Source organism: Photobacterium sp. 270122K, assembly GCF_059941365.1.
The window spans coordinates 234,512-252,029 of the sequence record NZ_JBPOEN010000004.1; the positions used below are offsets into that span (position 1 = coordinate 234,512).

The following is a 17,518-nucleotide window of genomic DNA, read 5'->3' on the forward strand; positions in this document are numbered from 1 at the left end:
ACCGGCATTATAGGTGATCTTCATCTATGGGTTAATGCCTTCTGGCCAATAAAAACGCGATTAATCAAAAATAAGTCAGAGAAAAACCACGTTTACCGCGATTATTATCAGTAAGGCTTGTTTTCACACGCTAACAACACAAAAACCGGTGTTTTTATCACCATAAAACAAACCGTGTGGTTATTTATCACCCAGCACCGTTTTGTCGGCACTGTCGCAACCCGCCTTTTATTTCTCGCTATTGGTTTAACCTTGTTTGCCCTTCCCCGGCACAGCTGGCCAATTGAGCGCCCACGGCGTTTGCCACTCGGCTAAACCGGCTTTCACTGCATCGCCTTGCCACAGTTCACCGCGTGTCGGCGGACAAACAAACTGCCACTGCTCACCCAAATACGGAAAACGCAGTGCGTAGGCATGCAAATACCCTCGATCGGCCGCTTCACAGCCGTAAATGTCATCGCCCGTGATCCCCGACCCGACACTGCGTAACGCCACGCGAATTTGGTGGGTTTTCCCCGTGTGGGGTTTACACAAGAAGAGACGGCGTCCGTCGCCACCCGTCGTCGAGAAAAACTGCGTAATGGCCGGATTGTCACGGCTCGTTTCCAGCTTCCAGCTACTGCGGCGTGAACGCGTCATGTCACCCACCACAATGCCTTGTTTTTTCTTTGGCTTCTTGGTGCCAATCGCCAAGTAATATTTTTCGACAACCCGCTGCGCGAAGTTAGCGGACAATAAGGATGCCGCCTCATGGTGCCGCCCCAGCAACAACAACCCTGAGGTCATTTTGTCTAAGCGGTGGATCAAGTACAGCTTTTCATCCCCGGTGTGACGGGCCACTTCCGCCAATAGCGGTTGTTCGTTGTCGTCTTTATGGACACTGATCCCCGGATGCTTATCGATCACGAGAAAATCAGGGTGCTGGAAAACCAAAGTAAACATAGGGGGATCTCTATTTTTCAAAAAACGTTTAGCGAAAACACGCGCAGTATATACCCAACCGTCACCTTCACAAAACGGCCAACCCAATGAGAATTCATTGGTATTCCTACCATTTCAATGCAAAATAGATAGATATGTCACCAAAATAGCAAACGTGAATGGAACAGTTTTATCAAGTACTGACTTGGGTCGGCGTGTTTCTCTACTGGTTACTGATTGCAGCGGTCACAATGCGTGTCGTGTTCAAGCGGCGAGTCGTTGGGGTCTCTCTTGCGTGGCTGATGATCATTTACATCATTCCCATCGGCGGTGTCTTCGCCTATATCTTGTTTGGTGAATTGAACCTTGGTAAGAAACGGGCCGAACGCGCCAAAGACATGTTTCAGCCCTATGAAGACTGGTTCCAAGGTCTAACGGACTGCCCGGGGCACCAACCCCACTTGATGAGCGAACATGCGCGTCCCATCAATGATCTGTGTGAAAATCGGCTCGGCATTCCTGCGCTGAGTGGTAATACCCTGTCCCTGCAAGATTCGCCACAAACCATTTTACGCGCCATGGTAGACGATATTCACGAAGCACACTCCGCTATTCATATGGAGTTTTACATTTGGCACCCTGGCGGGTTGGCCGATGAAGTGGCCACGGCCTTGATCATGGCCGCTAAACGGGGCGTCACCGTCCGCATTTTATTGGATGCGGCAGGCAGTATGCGCTTCTTTCGTTCCCACTGGCCGAAACTGATGCGCCATTCAGGTATCCATATTACGGAAGCCTTGGCGGTCAGCCCGATGCGGATGTTTTTACGCCGCCTTGATTTACGCCAGCACCGCAAAATTGTCGTGATCGACAGCCACATTGCCTACACCGGCTCCATGAACATGGTCGACCCGGCCTATTTCAAAACCGATGCCGGTGTCGGTCAATGGATTGATGTGATGGTGCGGGTGACGGGCCCGACGGTGCAAGTACTGAATGCAATCCAAGCATGGGACTGGGAAGTGGAGACTGGCGAGCGTCACCTGCCAACGATACCGGATTGCCCCTACCCTAGCGCCGTGGATGCCACCGATATGATCCAAGTGATCCCCTCTGGCCCCGGCATGCCGGATGAAATTATTCACCAAACCTTGCTGCTGAGCATTTATCAGGCGCGTGAAAGCGTGGTGATCACCACCCCGTATTTCATTCCCAGTGAGAACTTGCTGCATGCGATGAAAGGCGCAGCACAGCGTGGGGTTTTGGTCGACATCGTGATCCCCGATAAGAACGATTCCTTGATGGTGGAATGGGCCAGCCGCTCTTTCTTCTCAGAATTGCTGACTGCTGGCGTGCGTATTCACCGCTTCCAAGGGGGCTTGCTGCACACCAAATCGGTGGTGATTGATGGGAATCACTGTTTGATTGGCACGGTCAATTTGGATATGCGCAGCTTGTGGCTCAACTTTGAAGTCACGCTCGCCGTGGATAACGCCGAATTTACCCAGCAACTCAGCTGGCTTCAGCAGCAGTACATCGCCGATTCCCACCAAGTGGATGGCACCACTTGGCATGATCGTTCTATCACCAATAAACTGTTTGAACAGTTCTTCTATATGTTCAGCCCGTTGCTGTAAGTATCTATGCCTATTTTCCGGCACACCTCGAGATACACACGACGATATACACATATACACAGTGATGGATGCGCCCATCTAATGATGGGCGCACATTATCAACTCGTGACGAGATCACCTTAACGTCATAAACCATGCGCTTTACGGCAAGAAACACTGAAGCAATACGATGGAAAATAACCCTAAACTGAGCAACCGCCAGAAGGTCAGTGATGCCGTCAGGGGTCGTGGCCGAGCCGTTGCCTGCTCTCGCACGGCGGTGCTGGGGTGGGTGAAATCTGCAATACATTCTGACAACGCGATGTACCGATATTCAGCGTGAGGATGACAAGCTTTGCGCAACACCACATCCACCCACATTGGCAGATCATGCCGATAATGGCTAATAGGACAGTACTCCCGACTGTCTTTCGGCCGCTTGATCGCCGCTTTTTCTGCGGTACCGCCATACGGGTAATGCCCTGATAACATCTCGTACCATATCACTGCGATAGAAAAGAGATCCGACTGCACCGTGGCTTTCTGCCCTATGCCGCATTCGGGGGCGAGGTATTTTTTATCCCCGACCGGCACACTTTCACTGAGCAGTACACCCGCATCATCGTTAAAACTGTCGGCCTGTACCGTGCCTAAATCAATGATTATCACCGTCTCATCAGCCGTGATCATGATATTTTCTGGCTTCAAATCCCGATGGACGATGCCTTGGCGTTGCAACGCTCTGGTCGCTTTGATCATTCCTTGCGCCAACCGCTGCACTGCCGCCAAAGGCGGATCTGGGTGTGCCGCCATCCATTGGCGCAACGTGATCCCCTCGACCCACTGGCAGGCATGGTATAAAAACGCGGACGTACGCGAATACGGATAAATACGCAGAATTTGCGGGTGCCGGATCTGCGCCCCCACCCACCCCTCACGGATGAAGCCTTGCAGATACAAGTAATCCTCTGCGAAATGCAGTGAGGGGACTTTTAAGGCATACCGTTGACCATCCTTGTCACTGACTGCCTGATAAATATGGCTTCTCGCCCCGCTGTGTACTACCCCCGTGATGGTGTAATGATCTAACCGCTGCCCCACGTTCAGTACCGGCGGGATCACCCGCTGCAATAAGGCATTGAGCATTTCATCCGTCCCCCACTCAGGCAATGCCTCCACGTTCACAATCACGCAGGTGGCGTTATCCTGATCCGTCGACGGCGACTTTTTCTTCGCCGTTTTAACCGCATGTTCACTGGCATAGGCACCATCGGCTTCCCCCTTCAAGGCTGCATTCACCACGTACTGCGCCTGCTTTTCGGCTCGGTTATTTACCGCGGCGGTGTTTACTTGTGCCGCGTTTAGCACCGCGGCGAACTGCGCCTCGTTGGCGAACGCATCATGCACGCCGTCGGTGGTAAAAATCAGCTGATCACCCACGTCCAATGACAGTTGTTGATAATCCACCTCTAAATGCGAATCCATGCCTAATCCACGCGTCAGCAAGTGCTGTCCGCCGTATTGCCGACGGCGGTGATCTTGGGTTAAACAACGCAGTTGACGCTTCCCTTGCGATCCCTCTTGCCGATACAAATACACCCGACTGTCACCAGCGTGCATGATGTGGGCCGTATTGGATTTGATCACTGCTGCGCAAAATGTCGTAACCGACCCTTCATAGGCAAAATCACGCTGTTGGCCTTGGTGATAAAACCATTGATTCAGGCCATGCAAAATTTTACTGACCGATGCCCGTACCCCCCACGTTGCAGGCGCCGCGTAATAGTCTTCAATGAACTGCGTTACGGTGATCTGACTGGCTTGCTGGGCATGTTCACTCCCACTGACACCATCTGCGATACAGGCGACCACGCCTTTTTGCGTGTACTCCCGCGCTTGCCGCGGGATTTTCACTGCAAATGCATCCTGATTCACGGCGCGTTTACCCGCGCAAGAATGCCCCCCAGCCGACACCACTAAGCCATATCGATTATTGACCAGCACTTCTTCAATGATCACTGCCGTTCCCTCCTGCGTTATCGTGTTACGTCACTCTCGACAAGAACGCGATTCCCGCCTCCCCCACACACCGTAATGGTGCGAGGAGGGAGGCGTCCGCACTTAGGACTTGGCGACATCGATCAACGTGATACTGCCGTCATCATTCATTTCGGCGATTTGCCCGGTCGGCTCCTCCATCATCAGCAAGGTCATAAAGCCCAAAACGGCGGTGCCGGCGATAACATAGAAGAACGTCTGGTACTCCACCAGCGATAAAAGGGTGAGGTAACACACCGCCCCCACGTTACCGTAAGCCCCTGTCATACCCGCAATTTGTCCGGTCATACGGCGTTTAATCAGGGGGACGGTGGCAAACACCGCCCCTTCGCCGGACTGAACAAAGAACGAGCATACCATCGCCGCGACGACCGCAAGCCACACCGGCCACTGACCATCAACTTGCCCCATCAAGAAGTACCCTGCCGCCAACCCTGCCGTTAAGATCAATAGCGTCGGTTTACGGCCAAACTTATCAGACAACCAGCCGCCACCCGGACGCGACATCAGGTTCATGAACGCGTAAGCCGACGCGACCATTCCCGCCACGACAGGCGATAACGTGAAGGTTTCTGCAAAGAACAACGGCAGCATCGACACAACGGCCAATTCGGAACCAAAGGTGGCGAAATACAGCACATTTAAAATGGCCACTTGCTTGAACGAATAACGGTGGATTTTCGCCACAGGGGCAGAAAAAACCGTTTTATTCACCCGCCAGGCCTGACGCACTTCATACAAATAAACAACGACCAAGCCTGCATATAACGCCATTTCAACGGTCTCGCTGAGTAACCCCACCCCGCTCGGTGACAGCTTCCATGTCAGTAACGCCAACGCGCCGTACATCGGAATTTTCATCAAAAGCAGCAAGAAGAAATCGCCTTTTGACGTCACTTCCATCGCCCCTACTGCTTTGGGCTTGAAATACGTCGCGCCTTGTGGCGTATCTTGCACATTGCGATAAAAGATCACCGAAAACAGCAGACTCATGGCACCGGTGATCGCCATGGCATAACGCCAACCATCCTCGCCGCCTAACCACACTGCCAAAGTGGGCAAGGTAAAAGCTGCCGCTGCCGAGCCAAAGTTACCCCATCCCCCGTAAATACCTTCGGCGGTGCCCAGTTCGTTGTGCGGGAACCATTCCGAGACCAGTCGGATCCCCACCACAAACCCGGCTCCGATCAACCCCAACGCAAAACGGGCAATCGCCGCTTGAACAAAGCTGTCCGAGAAGGCGAACACCCAACACGGGATCGCACAAATCGCTAGCAGCGCCGTGTATACCAGTCTGGGGCCGTATCGGTCCGTTAGCATGCCAATCACCACCCGTGCAGGGATAGTAAAAGCTACGTTGAGGATCAACAGGGTTTTGATTTCTGCCGTGGTCAGCCCCAAGGAGGCCTTCACCGACTGCAACAAGGGCGCAAAGTTAAACCACACGAAAAAGGTAATGAAAAATGCGAACCAGCTTAAATGCAGGATTTTCATTTTCCCCGAAAAAGAAAACAGATTGAATGTGTCCTTCTCTGACACCGCACTTCTCTCTGACATAAACTTCAGCCTCCTTATTGATAGCTAACGTAGTTAATGCAGGTTACATGCCAGATTGGAGCAACCAAAAATATTCACTTTTTATCAAAGGCTTAAATGAGAGTGAGCCGTTCTTCTCTGACATTAAGTAAGGGATGAATTAACAGTGATGGTGCACGGACGCACCATCACTGTTAAGGCGCGCCAATACCTACCGACAGATCAAAAAAAGCCCTCCTTATCAGAGGGCAAATCGATCACTAATTACGAATTACGAATTACGAAGAGACAAGCTCAAAAAAACACACCAAGATACACAATGCGTCCTTAGGACATTGCGTTTATACCGCCACTTGTACCCACCCTTGCTGGCAGCGGATCGGATAGGTTTTTAGTAGGATATCCGGCTGCTCAATACACTGGCCGGTTTTCAAATTAAAATGCTGTTTAAACAAAGGGGATGCCACCACCGCGACGTCTCCCATCGAGCCAATAATGCCCCGCGATAACACGCTGGCTTTCCCTATCGGATCAAAGTTATCGACCGCATACAGCGAGTCGGTACGGGCACAGAAAAAAATCGCCACATGCTGTTCATTCAGCAGCACGCATACGCCGGCATGGGACGGCAGATCCCCCTTGGCACAAATGGTTTGCCACATACGCGTGGGCGAAGGTAAGGGAAAATCATCTAAAGGATAAGTTTTCATCGGTTCACCTCATCGGTTATATCGACCACATTGATGTGTTGAGGACGCGGATGTCGTTGCCCACGCTCAACCACATAGTGCAAATGGGTATTCGCCTGTTCACTGTTGAAGAAATGACGGAATCGCTTGAGCTTTTCGGGGGAGGCTAAGGTGGTTTGCCATTCGCACTGATACTGATCCAAGGTACGGGCGATGTCCGCTTCCAGCGCGTCAGCAATCCCCAGGCTATCTTCAATCACCACCTCTTTGAGGTAGGCCAGTCCCCCGTCCAAATTATCGAGCCACACCGACGTACGTTGCAGACGATCGGCGGTACGGATGTAATACATCAACAAACGGTCGACATACTTGATCAAGGTGGCGTCATCCAAATCCACCGCGAACAGATCCGCATGGCGAGGACGCATACCGCCATTGCCACACACATACAGATTCCACCCTTTTTCGGTGGCAATCACGCCAATGTCTTTCGACTGTGCTTCAGCGCATTCCCGCGTACAGCCTGACACCGCGAACTTCAATTTGTGCGGCGCGCGCAATCCCTTGTAACGGTTTTCAAGCGCAATAGCGAACCCAACGCTGTCCTGTACCCCATAACGACACCATGTATTGCCAACACACGATTTCACCGTCCGCACCGCTTTACCGTAGGCATGGCCGGTTTCAAACCCTGCATCAATCAGGCGTTGCCAGATCTGTGGCAGTTCATGCAATTGCGCGCCGAATAAATCGATCCGCTGCCCCCCGGTGATTTTGGTATACAAGTTAAAGTGTTTGGCCACTTCCCCCAGCACAATCAATTTATCGGGCGTGATCTCGCCGCCCGCGACCCGTGGCACCACCGAATAGGTGCCGTCTTTTTGCATGTTACCGAGGTAAATATCGTTGGTGTCTTGCAGCTCAAGGTGGGCATCATCCAAGACATAGTCATTCCAAAATGACGCCAGCATCGACCCCACGGCCGGTTTGCATATATCACACCCTAAGCCCGTGCCATACCCGTCGATCAGCGCGCCGAACGTTTTAATTTGCTTGACCCGCACAATGTCAGCCAGCGCTTGTCGGGTATAGGCGAAATGCTCACACAGGTTGTGATTCACCGTTTCACCCTGTGCTTCCAAGGTGGCATGCAGGATCTGCTGTGTCAGCGCGGCACACCCACCACACCCGGTGGAGGCTTGGGTGGCCGATTTAATGTCAGCCATGGTGCAACACCCGGCCATCACCGCTTCAGTAATATCACCTTTTGTCACGTCATAACACGAGCACACTTGTGCGCTATCGGGCAACCCTTGCGACCCCGCAGCCTCACTGCCATTCTCTGCCCATTGCGGCAAAATTAAAGCGGCGGGATTGTCAGGCAAAGACAGATCATTGCGGGTAATTTGCAACAGTTGCTCATAAGGGCTGACATCCCCCACTAACACCGCACCGATGATTTTATCCCCCTCTGGCGAGACAATCAGGCGCTTGTAGATCTGCTCAATGTCATCACTGTAGGTGTAAGACTGTGCGCCGGGGGTTTGCCCATGCACATCACCAATACTGGCCACATCGACTCCCAACAGTTTCAGTTTTGTGCTCATGTCAGCCCCAGCAAAGCGTTCTCGAACCGGCTCGTTTTGCGGTCTATCGCCCTGATTGTCGTTATGTTCGACCGCGTGAATAAACCCGTGTGCTAGCACCTTGGCCATTTGATAACCCGGCGCCACCAAACCGAAGATCTTGCCCTGCCATAACGCACACTCTCCAATGGCATACACATTGGGGTGATCGGTTTGGCAATAATCATCGATGACGATCCCACCGCGTTCGCCCACGGCAATCCCACTGTTTCGCGCCAAGCTGTCCTGTGGGCGGATCCCCGCAGAAAACACAATCATGTCCGTTTCGAGGTGCGAGCCATCGGCAAACACCATGCGATAACGGCAATGAGTACCGGATTCAATCGCGGTCGTGGCTTTGTCGGTGTGCACCTGCACGCCCAAGGCCGTAATTTGTTGCGCCAACCGCTGACCGCCACCCTCATCCAACTGCACCGCCATGAGGCGCGGTGCGAACTCCACCACATGGGTCGTTAAGCCCATCGACGTGAGGGCATTAGCCGCTTCTAAACCAAGCAAACCGCCCCCCACCACCACACCGACTTCACTGCCCATGCCGGACGCTTCAATGGCATGCAGGTCATCAATGGTACGGTACACATGGCAATGCGGCTGATCATTGCCGGGGATAGGCGGTACAAACGGGTAAGAGCCGGTCGCAAGCACCAATTTGTCATAACACACTCCCAAGCCTGACGCCGTCACCACTTGCTGATGCGCATGATCAATGTCAACCACCTTTTCATTTAGATGAAACGTCACGCCTTGCTCTTGATAAGCCAACTCGTCAGCCAGCGCCAGATCGGTCGCCGTTTTCCCGCTGAAAAATTGGCTCAATTGCACCCTGTCGTATGCCAAGCGTGGCTCTTCGCTGAACGTGACGATGTCAAACCGACGTGCTTTGTCATGCTGCAGCATATCTTGAATAAACTTATGGCCAACCATGCCATTTCCGACCACTACAATCCGCTGTTTTTGCATGCTTCTTTCCCCTTTCCCCTGAACGGCCACCCTGACGCGGCACTCTCTTTGCTATGCCGATAACGGCACGGGCTGCACGGCTGCCATCCATGATTGGCTTGTTTCTGATAGGCTCTGTTGCAATAAGCCTTGCTGCGATAACGCCACCACATCCCCCACCACAATCAGCGCCGGCGAGATCACACGGTGATGAGCGACCAGCACGGGTAAAGCCGACAAGGTGCCAGCGATCACCCGTTGATTCGGACAACAGCCATTTTCTATCACCGCAACGGGGGTCAACGCCGACATCCCTGCCGTTTGCAATTGCGTGGCAATGTCATCGGCCTTGGTCAGCCCCATATAAAACACCAAGGTATGATTAAGCTGCGCTAACGCTGTCCAGTTTAACGTCCGTTGTTTTTCAGCATTTCTTTCGGTATTTTTTTCGGCATGAGCAGTCACAAACGTACAGCCTTGCGATATCCCACGGTGGGTTAATGGAATACCCGCATAACTTGTACAACCGGCGGCGGCAGTAATGCCCGGCACCACGTCAACCGGTATGTCGTGAGCAACCAAGACCTGCAACTCTTCACTACCACGGCCGAAAATGAAGGCATCGCCGCCTTTCAATCGGCATACACGGTGCCCCTGCAGCGCTAAATCCACTAACCGTTGGTTAATCGCCTCTTGCGACAAACTCACACGGCCTTTGGCTTTGCCGACATCAATCAAACGCGCAGAAGACGGAAAAGTGGCACGAATCGCATCACTGACCAATCGGTCATACACAATCACATCGGCCTGTGCGATACATTGGGTAGCTTTCACAGTCAGCAACGCCGGATCCCCGGGTCCCGCCCCCACAAGGGCAACCTGACCGACATCTTGTTCCTGAATAGGACTCTTGCCTTGCAGCATCGACCGTACTTTCGTCTGCTGACTGACCGCTGGTTTACTCGCTTCATTCATTGCGTCACCCTGTCCTTGCGCTTTTTTGCTCATAACAAGGATTGAGCAAAGACAGTGCCAACTTCGTCAATGAGCCCTTCCCATTCACCTTCAGCCGCCGTCCTATTGGGCATGATTTATTAACCTTTCAGCCACTTATCACACGCTTTTTATTTCCCTTTCAGCACACTACCGGCCGTCATCGTCGGTACTCTCAGCGCACAGCCATCCCACACTGTCCCCACCGCTGCACAGTTATCGTGCAATGCAGCCAAGGGTTGCACCATGTTAATAACGCGGTAAACAGTAAAGGAAGACTGCCGCGTTTCATCCGGTGAACGCACCTGCTCTCTCTGGCTACGCACCCAAAAGCCAAAGACAAACAAATAACACCAATAATATCAATACGATAACTCAGGTTATCTTCGTCAAACACATCCCATCAAGCGCTCGTAAACACAGAGAACGAGCGCCTTAATGACGCCTTTTATTGCAACTGGTGCGAATATTGCTCCTCTCATTTATCAAACCGGTGAAGGAGATCGCCCTCACCAGCCCCCGTCAAGGAGCACAGATGATGACAGCGAGCAGCAATATCCAGCATCAAGACAACGAACAGGGAAAAACGCAAAACGGCTGGATAAAATCAACCTGTGCGTTCTGTGGGGTGGGCTGTGGTATTGAAGCTAAACCCAATGCACAAGGCGGATTGACGGTTCGGGGCGATCACAGCCACCCTGCCAATAAAGGGAAACTCTGCACCAAAGGCATGGCACTGGGCGATACGGTCTCTCACCAAGGCCGGTTGCTTCAACCGCAGGTGAATGGGCAACCTCAAACGTGGTCACACGCGTTGGACTACGTCGCCCAACAGTTTACGCAAATCATTGCGCAGCATGGGCGTGAAGCGATCGCGTTTTATGTTTCTGGCCAACTGCTGACAGAAGATTACTACGTCGCCAACAAGTTAATGAAAGGCTTCATTGGCAGCAGCCATATCGACACTAATTCGCGCCTGTGTATGTCATCCAGCGTAGCGGGACATACCCGTGCTTTTGGGGAAGATGTAGTGCCCAATTGCTATGAAGACATCGAACTGGCCGATATGGTGATTCTGGTGGGGAGTAATTTGGCATGGTGCCATCCAGTGTTGTATCAACGCCTGCGCGCTGCCAAAGCCAAACGCCATACCCATGTGGTGGTGATTGATCCGCGCACAACCGCCACCTGCGAATTGGCTGATCAGCATTTGGCGCTGCATCCCGACACCGACGTGGCACTGTTTAATGGCTTGTTGGCGTACCTGCATCAACATGGCCACACAGACAATACCTATATTCAGGCGCACACCGAAGGCTTTACCGAGGCCTTAGCGGCCACCGCGCCTTACGGGGATATCTCGCAAGTTGCCGCGATCACTGGCTTAGCCAAGACAGACATACTTGCGTTTTACCAGCGCGTGGCACAAACGCCCCGCACAGTGACGGTGTATTCACAAGGGGTCAATCAATCGACCGCTGGCACCGATAAGGTCAATAGCATCCTCAATACCCATCTGTCCACTGGGCGTATCGGCCTACCGGGCAGCGGCCCATTTTCAGTCACCGGCCAACCCAATGCCATGGGCGGGCGTGAAGTGGGCGGGTTAGCAACCATGCTCGCGGCCCACATGCAGTTTGATAACCCCGAACACTGCGCCCAGATCCGTGATTTTTGGCAAACCGATCACCTCGCCACCGCCCCCGGCCTCAAAGCCATAGACATGTTTGATGCCATCGGCGATGGTAAGATCAAAGCCATTTGGATCATGGCAACTAACCCTGCCGTCAGCTTGCCGGACAGTGCGCGCATTAACGCGATACTGGCGGCATGCCCACTGGTGGTGGTGTCCGATTGCATGGCAGACACTGATACGCTGCGTCACGCCCATGTCGCGCTGCCCGCCCAAGGGTGGAGTGAAAAGTCCGGCACCGTCACGAACTCTGAACGCCGAATTTCCCGTCAACGCCGCCTGTTGCCCACGCCGGGCGAAGGCAAACCCGATTGGTGGATCATATGTGAAGTAGCGAAACGCATGGGGTTTCAGCATGCATTTAATTACCGCCATGAAGCCGATATTTTCAATGAATACACCAGTATGACGACCCTCGCAAATTCGGCTGACCCTCACACAACACAACCGCATAACGAAGCACCTCGGCAATTGAACTTGGGGGGATTAACCCACCTCACCCCAACGGAATATCACCATTTGTCGCCGCAGCAATGGCCTGTGACTGTGCGAGATCAATCCACACCCCGCCTGTTTCATGATGGCCTTTTTTCCACTCCATCAGGCCGTGCGCACTGCATAGCCACGCCTTCTCATCCCCCTGCTAAGGTAAACAGCCATGCAGACAAGCATACATATAAAGACGCATATAGAAAGACATGCAGCGATGCATACCCGCTGATCCTGAATACCGGACGGGTGCGCGATCACTGGCATACCTTAACCCGTACAGGGCTGTCGCCGCGCTTATCCGCCCATACCGCCGAACCCACACTGACGGTGCATCCCAATGACGCCAACCGGTACGGACTTCAGTCACAGCACATGGTGCGGATCACCAGCCAACAGGGACACACCGATGCACGTCTGCATATCAGTACGGATTGCCAACCCGGCAGTGTGTTCGCCCCGTTTCATTGGAGCCGCAGTAACAGCAGTTTTGGCCACATCGACACCGTCATTGCCCCCCTCTGCGATGCCCTTTCCGGTCAACCGGCCTTTAAATACACGCCAGTGTACTTGTCGCCTATTTCGCTGTGCAGTGAAGCGCTGTTCATCACCCGATCCCCAATCCCGACCATGCTCTGGGCGAAGCATGGCATCGCGTATTGGGTGGAGCAAGCCATCCCCAACGGCTACCTGTATCGGCAGTATGCCACCGAACCGGCCACACTCTTAACCGGAGAAAATGAACGAATAGGTAAAACAGGACAGGTTCCATTAGCGGAACGGGCGCAGGCGTTATTCGACAGCCTGCAAGACACGACTCACACGCAATACATCACGGCGCACAGCGGCGGTACCTTACGAATGGCCATGCTGAATCAGCAACAGGTATCGGCCGCGTTGGTCTGTGCACCTCAGTTGTTACCCTTTCATCACGACACCCTGCCCGCGCTGCTCAACCGCCCCGTAACCGACTCGGCGGTACAAGCCGTCTTCGGTGATATGTCCTCTCACGCAATCACATCACACCCACCACAAGGGACGCTGCTTTGTGCCTGTCACAACATGGGACGGGCGACACTGGTTAACACAATACAGCAGCACGCCGTGACCTCTTTGCAGACACTGCGCCAGTGCACCCCGGCAGGGAGTGGTTGCGGCAGTTGCTTGCCCGAGCTACAAGGGCTAATCGATGCGCATAGTCACACTTCCTTGTAATGCGGTGTACAGTCGTCATCGTCGCGGTTCCGAGATAACATTTTTAGATCCCTGCCACACCCCCCTCGCTGGCAGCACATAAACCAGAAAAAATCTGCCAGCGTCAGCACAAAACCTGTTCTTTTCATCCTTGATGGTTGCTGTTTACCCCGCAAAATCACACGCAGCATTTCGCTCGGTACATCCAAAATTGTCGCGTAGCGGGGTTCCTCCCGCGCAAACCGACGCACTTTTCACATTCAGTGTTTTTTTATCTTCGTTATTGCGTCAATGATGGCATCGATAAGCTATTTTCTTTTTCGTTTCCATTGTTCCACGCGAACCGTTCTGGATGAACACAGGAGAGAAACCGATGAACAAAATCACGTTAATGGCCGCTTTGGTCGGGATGTCTGTCTCTGGATGGACACACGCCGCAACCGACGTCGACAAGATGTCGCAGTTGACCATTATCCCTAACCACAATCCGACCTTGGTGCGTAACTTCAACCCTTACCTGCCTGGCCGTTTGCACACGGCACGTGACTTCATCTATGAGCAATTGGTGATATTCAATGAGCTCAAAGGCAACACACCTGAGTTTCGCTTAGCCACCGATTATCACTTCAGTGACGATCTAAAACGCATCACCTTTGACATTCGTGAAGGGGTGAAGTGGTCTGATGGCAAGCCATTCAGCGCTAAAGACGTGGCGTTCACCTTTAACAACTTGAAGAAGACCCCCGCGTTGGATGACCGTGGCGTCAACAAGTTAATCGACAAAGTCACCGCTGACGGCGACACCGTCACCTTCCATCTGACGGAAATCAACACCAACGCGGCGTATGAAATTTCATTGATCCCTGTCGTGCCTGAGCACATCTGGTCAAAAGTCAAAGATCCAACAACCTTCGTCAACGAAAACCCCGTGGGTACCGGTCCATTCACCGAAGTACCGCGCTTTACGCCAAGCCTGTTCTTACAGTGTCGTAACCCGAATTACTGGGACAACGACAACCTTGACGTCGACTGCTTACGCGTACCGCAGTACAACCACAACGACCAAGTATTAGCGGCGTTAGTGAATTCAGAAGTGGATTGGGGCGGCTCATTTGTACCTGACATCGAGAGTACCTTCTTAAAAGCCTCGAAAAACCACGGCTATTGGTACACCGCAGCGGGTACGCAATCATTCATGTTCAACTTTGACAACAGCGATCCGGTGAAGCGTGAAGCACTGAATAATGTCGATTTCCGCCGCGCGTTCTCCATGGCGCTGGACCGTCAAACCGTCATTGATGTGGCCAACTACGGCAACGGCACCCTGAACGATTTTGCGTCTGGTTTGGGCTACGCGTTTGAAGCGTGGTCAGACAAAGCCGTGCACAAGCAATACAGCCCGTACATGACCTACAACCCGAAAGACGCGAAAGCCTTGCTCAAAAAAGCCGGCTTTGTGGATCGCAATGGCGATGGACTGGTTGAAACCCCATCCGGCAAGACGCTGACGCTAGAGATTCAATCGCCAGGTGGCTGGACTGACTTCAATAACGTGGTGATTTTGGCGGCGGAACAATTAGAAGAAGTTGGGATTGATATTAAAGTCCGTACCCCTGACTTTGCGGTGTACAACACCAACATGCAAAAAGCCGGTTACGACATTGCCTTCACCAACTACTTCCACGGTCCAACACCGCACAAGTACTGGAGCAGCGCTTACCACTCTAAACTTCAGAAAGGGGAAAGCATGCCGCGCTTCGCGATGCACTTCTGGAGTGATCCTAAGCTAGACACGCTATTGGATAATTTCTACAAGACGGACAAGCGCGATGAGCAAATGAAAATCGCTCACCAAATCCAGAAAATGATTGCCGAAAACCAAGTGACCGTGCCGGTAATTTCGGGCTCTAATTTCTACCAATACAACACCCAACGCTTTACGGGTTGGTGGAATAAAGACAACGCCAAAGGTCGCCCAATGCCATGGGAAGGTACTCCAGAGCGCTTGCTACACGTGTTGGATCTGAAGCCCGTTAAGAGCTAAGCGCCCCATCGCGAAAACACATCGGTTGATAAAACCAATACACTGATAAAACACAAAGCCCAGCAATCGCTGGGCTTTCATTTTTACTGCGTGTTGACGTTCACTGCCTGCTTACAGGGCGCGAATACGGGCAATTTCGTCCGCATCAATACCCAAAGATTCCAGGAACTTCTGGTGCTCTTCTGGCTCCATCGCTTCAAATTTCTGGTGCCATTTCACCATTGCCGCTTCATCAAAACCGGCTGCGATCATAATTTCTACCCAACGTGCTTTAGTAACCATTTGTGACTCCACTGATATCGGTTCTTCCAACAGGCCAATAATGGCTTTTTGCTGTTGGCGTAATTTGGCGATCTCCGCTTCTAACTGATTGAAATGATCTTTCAGTAAATCCGCTTGCGATCGTGGGGTTGTGTCATTTAACAGGTTAAGAATGTTGGCTACAGACATCCCGTAAGCCCGGTACGACACAATCTTTTCCAGCCGCTTTACTTCGGCCTCGCCATACCAGCGATAGCCGTTGTCAGCTCGCAGTGTCGGTAGCAGCAACCCTTCACGCTCGTAATACAACAAGGTGGTGCGGGAAAGTTGAAATCGTTGGGCTAATTGGGAAACGGTATATATACAAAAGACCTTCTTCTTAACGGCGGCCTGTATCAAGGTGACACTGGTAGACGGGTCAACACCCAATCAGAGAAAAAATGGAAAATTTATCACAACCTAAATTAATGCACTGTTTAATAAAGCATTTATAGCAGAAGCCATACGCATGAAACAAAAACGCCTTCACTGTGGGTATCAGGAAGGCGTTTGGCTATTTTAGCGGTTTATCGCAGGACGCGTCGAGCATTACGGGCGTTCACCCGCTGCCAGTCGACGTTCCACATCGGCCACTACCTCTGGCAAATCATTGATGGTATCAATCAGATAATGCGGCGCGCTTTTTATCAAGGTCGCACGGGCTTTTTCACGGGCAGCGTCTAATGTGGCCTCATCAGCGGCAAGGAATTCCGCTTCTGTCAGACCGGCTTCGTTGCCCGACAGCAATAAACCTACCGTCCACATGCCCGCATTATGGCCTTCATAAATCCCCGGCGCGGAATCATCCACTTTGATACACGCATTCACATTCGTCACGCCCAGTTCAATCACGTTTTTCAGGGCCATGAAAGGCGCAGGACGGCCACCTTGCGGCAAATCATCGGTCGCCACAATGTAATCCGGCTGGTAACCATAATCCGCCGCCACCGGGATCAACACATCCATCACTTCACGCGGGTAGCCCGAACAAGAGCCAATTTTGATCCCTTGTGCTTTCAGATCGTTCACCACAGCAATGGCATTCAAAATCGGCGCCGCGTAATCCGCCACTTTGGCTTTTTGCAATGGCATAAATGCCGCGTAAATCGCATCGATATCTTCCGACGTCATAGCACGGCCAAACTGGGCCAACCAACGTTTTTCGACCTCCGGCAAACGGCCGACTGCTTGGATGTGATCCCGCTTAGCCACGCCCATCGGTACGCGGGATTCTTCCAGCGAAATGTCAAAATCAAAACCTTGCTTAAAGGCTTCCACGAAAATCGTGGTCGGAGCAAACGAGCCGAAATCCACAATGGTGCCGGCCCAGTCAAAAATCACCGCTTGTACAGAAGATGTCGTCGTCATGGTATTGCTCATAGTACTGATCCCTTGTTTCG

General features: G+C 52.4%; 12 protein-coding genes. 3 read left to right on the forward strand and 9 right to left on the reverse strand.

Annotated elements, in window-relative coordinates; genetic code table 11:
- Positions 1 to 246: 246 nt before the first annotated feature.
- A complete protein-coding gene (locus ACSF8W_RS09575; RefSeq protein WP_500847080.1) occupies positions 247 to 942 on the reverse strand; it encodes a TIGR01621 family pseudouridine synthase in 696 nt (231 codons plus the stop codon).
- 158 nt (positions 943 to 1,100) lie between these two features.
- On the opposite strand from ACSF8W_RS09575, the gene cls reads away from it, so the two are divergent.
- Positions 1,101 to 2,558: a cardiolipin synthase gene (cls, locus tag ACSF8W_RS09580; protein ID WP_500847082.1), complete on the forward strand. Its 1,458-nt coding sequence runs from the start codon at positions 1,101 to 1,103 to the stop codon at positions 2,556 to 2,558.
- A 141-nt stretch (positions 2,559 to 2,699) separates the two neighbouring features.
- Here the strand turns inward: cls and ACSF8W_RS09585 are convergent, their stop codons facing one another.
- The 6 genes from ACSF8W_RS09585 to ACSF8W_RS09610 all read right to left on the reverse strand — a co-directional run bounded on the left by ACSF8W_RS09585 (position 2,700) and on the right by ACSF8W_RS09610 (position 10,724).
- Positions 2,700 to 4,556 (reverse strand): bifunctional protein-serine/threonine kinase/phosphatase, encoded by a 1,857-nt coding sequence (locus ACSF8W_RS09585; RefSeq protein ID WP_500847083.1) that lies wholly within the window; start codon positions 4,554 to 4,556, stop codon positions 2,700 to 2,702.
- Positions 4,557 to 4,658: 102 nt separating this feature from the next.
- Entirely contained in the window at positions 4,659 to 6,152 is a 1,494-nt protein-coding gene (locus ACSF8W_RS09590) for a NarK family nitrate/nitrite MFS transporter (protein ID WP_500847085.1), read from the reverse strand.
- A 320-nt stretch (positions 6,153 to 6,472) separates the two neighbouring features.
- A complete protein-coding gene (nirD, locus tag ACSF8W_RS09595) occupies positions 6,473 to 6,841 on the reverse strand; it encodes a nitrite reductase small subunit NirD (protein ID WP_428477122.1) in 369 nt (122 codons plus the stop codon).
- Positions 6,838 to 9,426: a nitrite reductase large subunit NirB gene (gene nirB / locus ACSF8W_RS09600; RefSeq protein WP_500847087.1), complete on the reverse strand. Its 2,589-nt coding sequence runs from the start codon at positions 9,424 to 9,426 to the stop codon at positions 6,838 to 6,840. Before nirB ends, nirD begins: the two co-directional genes overlap by 4 nt.
- A 51-nt stretch (positions 9,427 to 9,477) precedes the next feature.
- Positions 9,478 to 10,329, reverse strand: coding sequence for a uroporphyrinogen-III C-methyltransferase (gene cobA / locus ACSF8W_RS09605; RefSeq protein WP_500847299.1), 852 nt, complete (start codon positions 10,327 to 10,329; stop codon positions 9,478 to 9,480).
- A gap of 200 nt (positions 10,330 to 10,529) precedes the next feature.
- Positions 10,530 to 10,724, reverse strand: coding sequence for a hypothetical protein (locus tag ACSF8W_RS09610; protein ID WP_500847088.1), 195 nt, complete (start codon positions 10,722 to 10,724; stop codon positions 10,530 to 10,532).
- A 209-nt stretch (positions 10,725 to 10,933) separates the two neighbouring features.
- Between ACSF8W_RS09610 and ACSF8W_RS09615 the strand changes: the two genes are divergently transcribed.
- Positions 10,934 to 13,795 carry a molybdopterin-dependent oxidoreductase gene (locus tag ACSF8W_RS09615; protein ID WP_500847089.1) on the forward strand — a complete coding sequence of 954 codons (2,862 nt, stop codon included), beginning with the start codon at positions 10,934 to 10,936 and terminating at the stop codon, positions 13,793 to 13,795.
- A gap of 352 nt (positions 13,796 to 14,147) precedes the next feature.
- Complete coding sequence (locus ACSF8W_RS09620) at positions 14,148 to 15,818, forward strand: ABC transporter substrate-binding protein (RefSeq protein WP_500847091.1); 1,671 nt, start codon at positions 14,148 to 14,150, stop codon at positions 15,816 to 15,818.
- Between the two features lie 111 nt (positions 15,819 to 15,929).
- Here ACSF8W_RS09620 and ACSF8W_RS09625 read toward each other — a convergent pair whose 3' ends face one another.
- A complete protein-coding gene (locus tag ACSF8W_RS09625; RefSeq protein ID WP_500847300.1) occupies positions 15,930 to 16,442 on the reverse strand; it encodes a MerR family transcriptional regulator in 513 nt (170 codons plus the stop codon).
- A gap of 225 nt (positions 16,443 to 16,667) precedes the next feature.
- Positions 16,668 to 17,486: a phosphonoacetaldehyde hydrolase gene (gene phnX / locus ACSF8W_RS09630; protein ID WP_500847301.1), complete on the reverse strand. Its 819-nt coding sequence runs from the start codon at positions 17,484 to 17,486 to the stop codon at positions 16,668 to 16,670.
- Between the last annotated feature and the right edge of the window lie 32 nt (positions 17,487 to 17,518).

What these genes read in the sequence shown, in the direction of transcription:
- phnX (WP_500847301.1), bottom strand. Translation starts at nt 17,486, where the DNA reads ATGACGACGACATCTTCTGTACAAGCGGTGATTTTTGACTGGGCCGGC.
- ACSF8W_RS09615 (WP_500847089.1), top strand. Translation starts at nt 10,934, where the DNA reads ATGATGACAGCGAGCAGCAATATCCAGCATCAAGACAACGAACAGGGA.
- ACSF8W_RS09620 (WP_500847091.1), top strand. Translation starts at nt 14,148, where the DNA reads ATGAACAAAATCACGTTAATGGCCGCTTTGGTCGGGATGTCTGTCTCT.
- ACSF8W_RS09590 (WP_500847085.1), bottom strand. Translation starts at nt 6,152, where the DNA reads ATGTCAGAGAGAAGTGCGGTGTCAGAGAAGGACACATTCAATCTGTTT.
- cls (WP_500847082.1), top strand. Translation starts at nt 1,101, where the DNA reads ATGGAACAGTTTTATCAAGTACTGACTTGGGTCGGCGTGTTTCTCTAC.
- cobA (WP_500847299.1), bottom strand. Translation starts at nt 10,329, where the DNA reads ATGCTGCAAGGCAAGAGTCCTATTCAGGAACAAGATGTCGGTCAGGTT.
- nirD (WP_428477122.1), bottom strand. Translation starts at nt 6,841, where the DNA reads ATGAAAACTTATCCTTTAGATGATTTTCCCTTACCTTCGCCCACGCGT.
- nirB (WP_500847087.1), bottom strand. Translation starts at nt 9,426, where the DNA reads ATGCAAAAACAGCGGATTGTAGTGGTCGGAAATGGCATGGTTGGCCAT.
- ACSF8W_RS09575 (WP_500847080.1), bottom strand. Translation starts at nt 942, where the DNA reads ATGTTTACTTTGGTTTTCCAGCACCCTGATTTTCTCGTGATCGATAAG.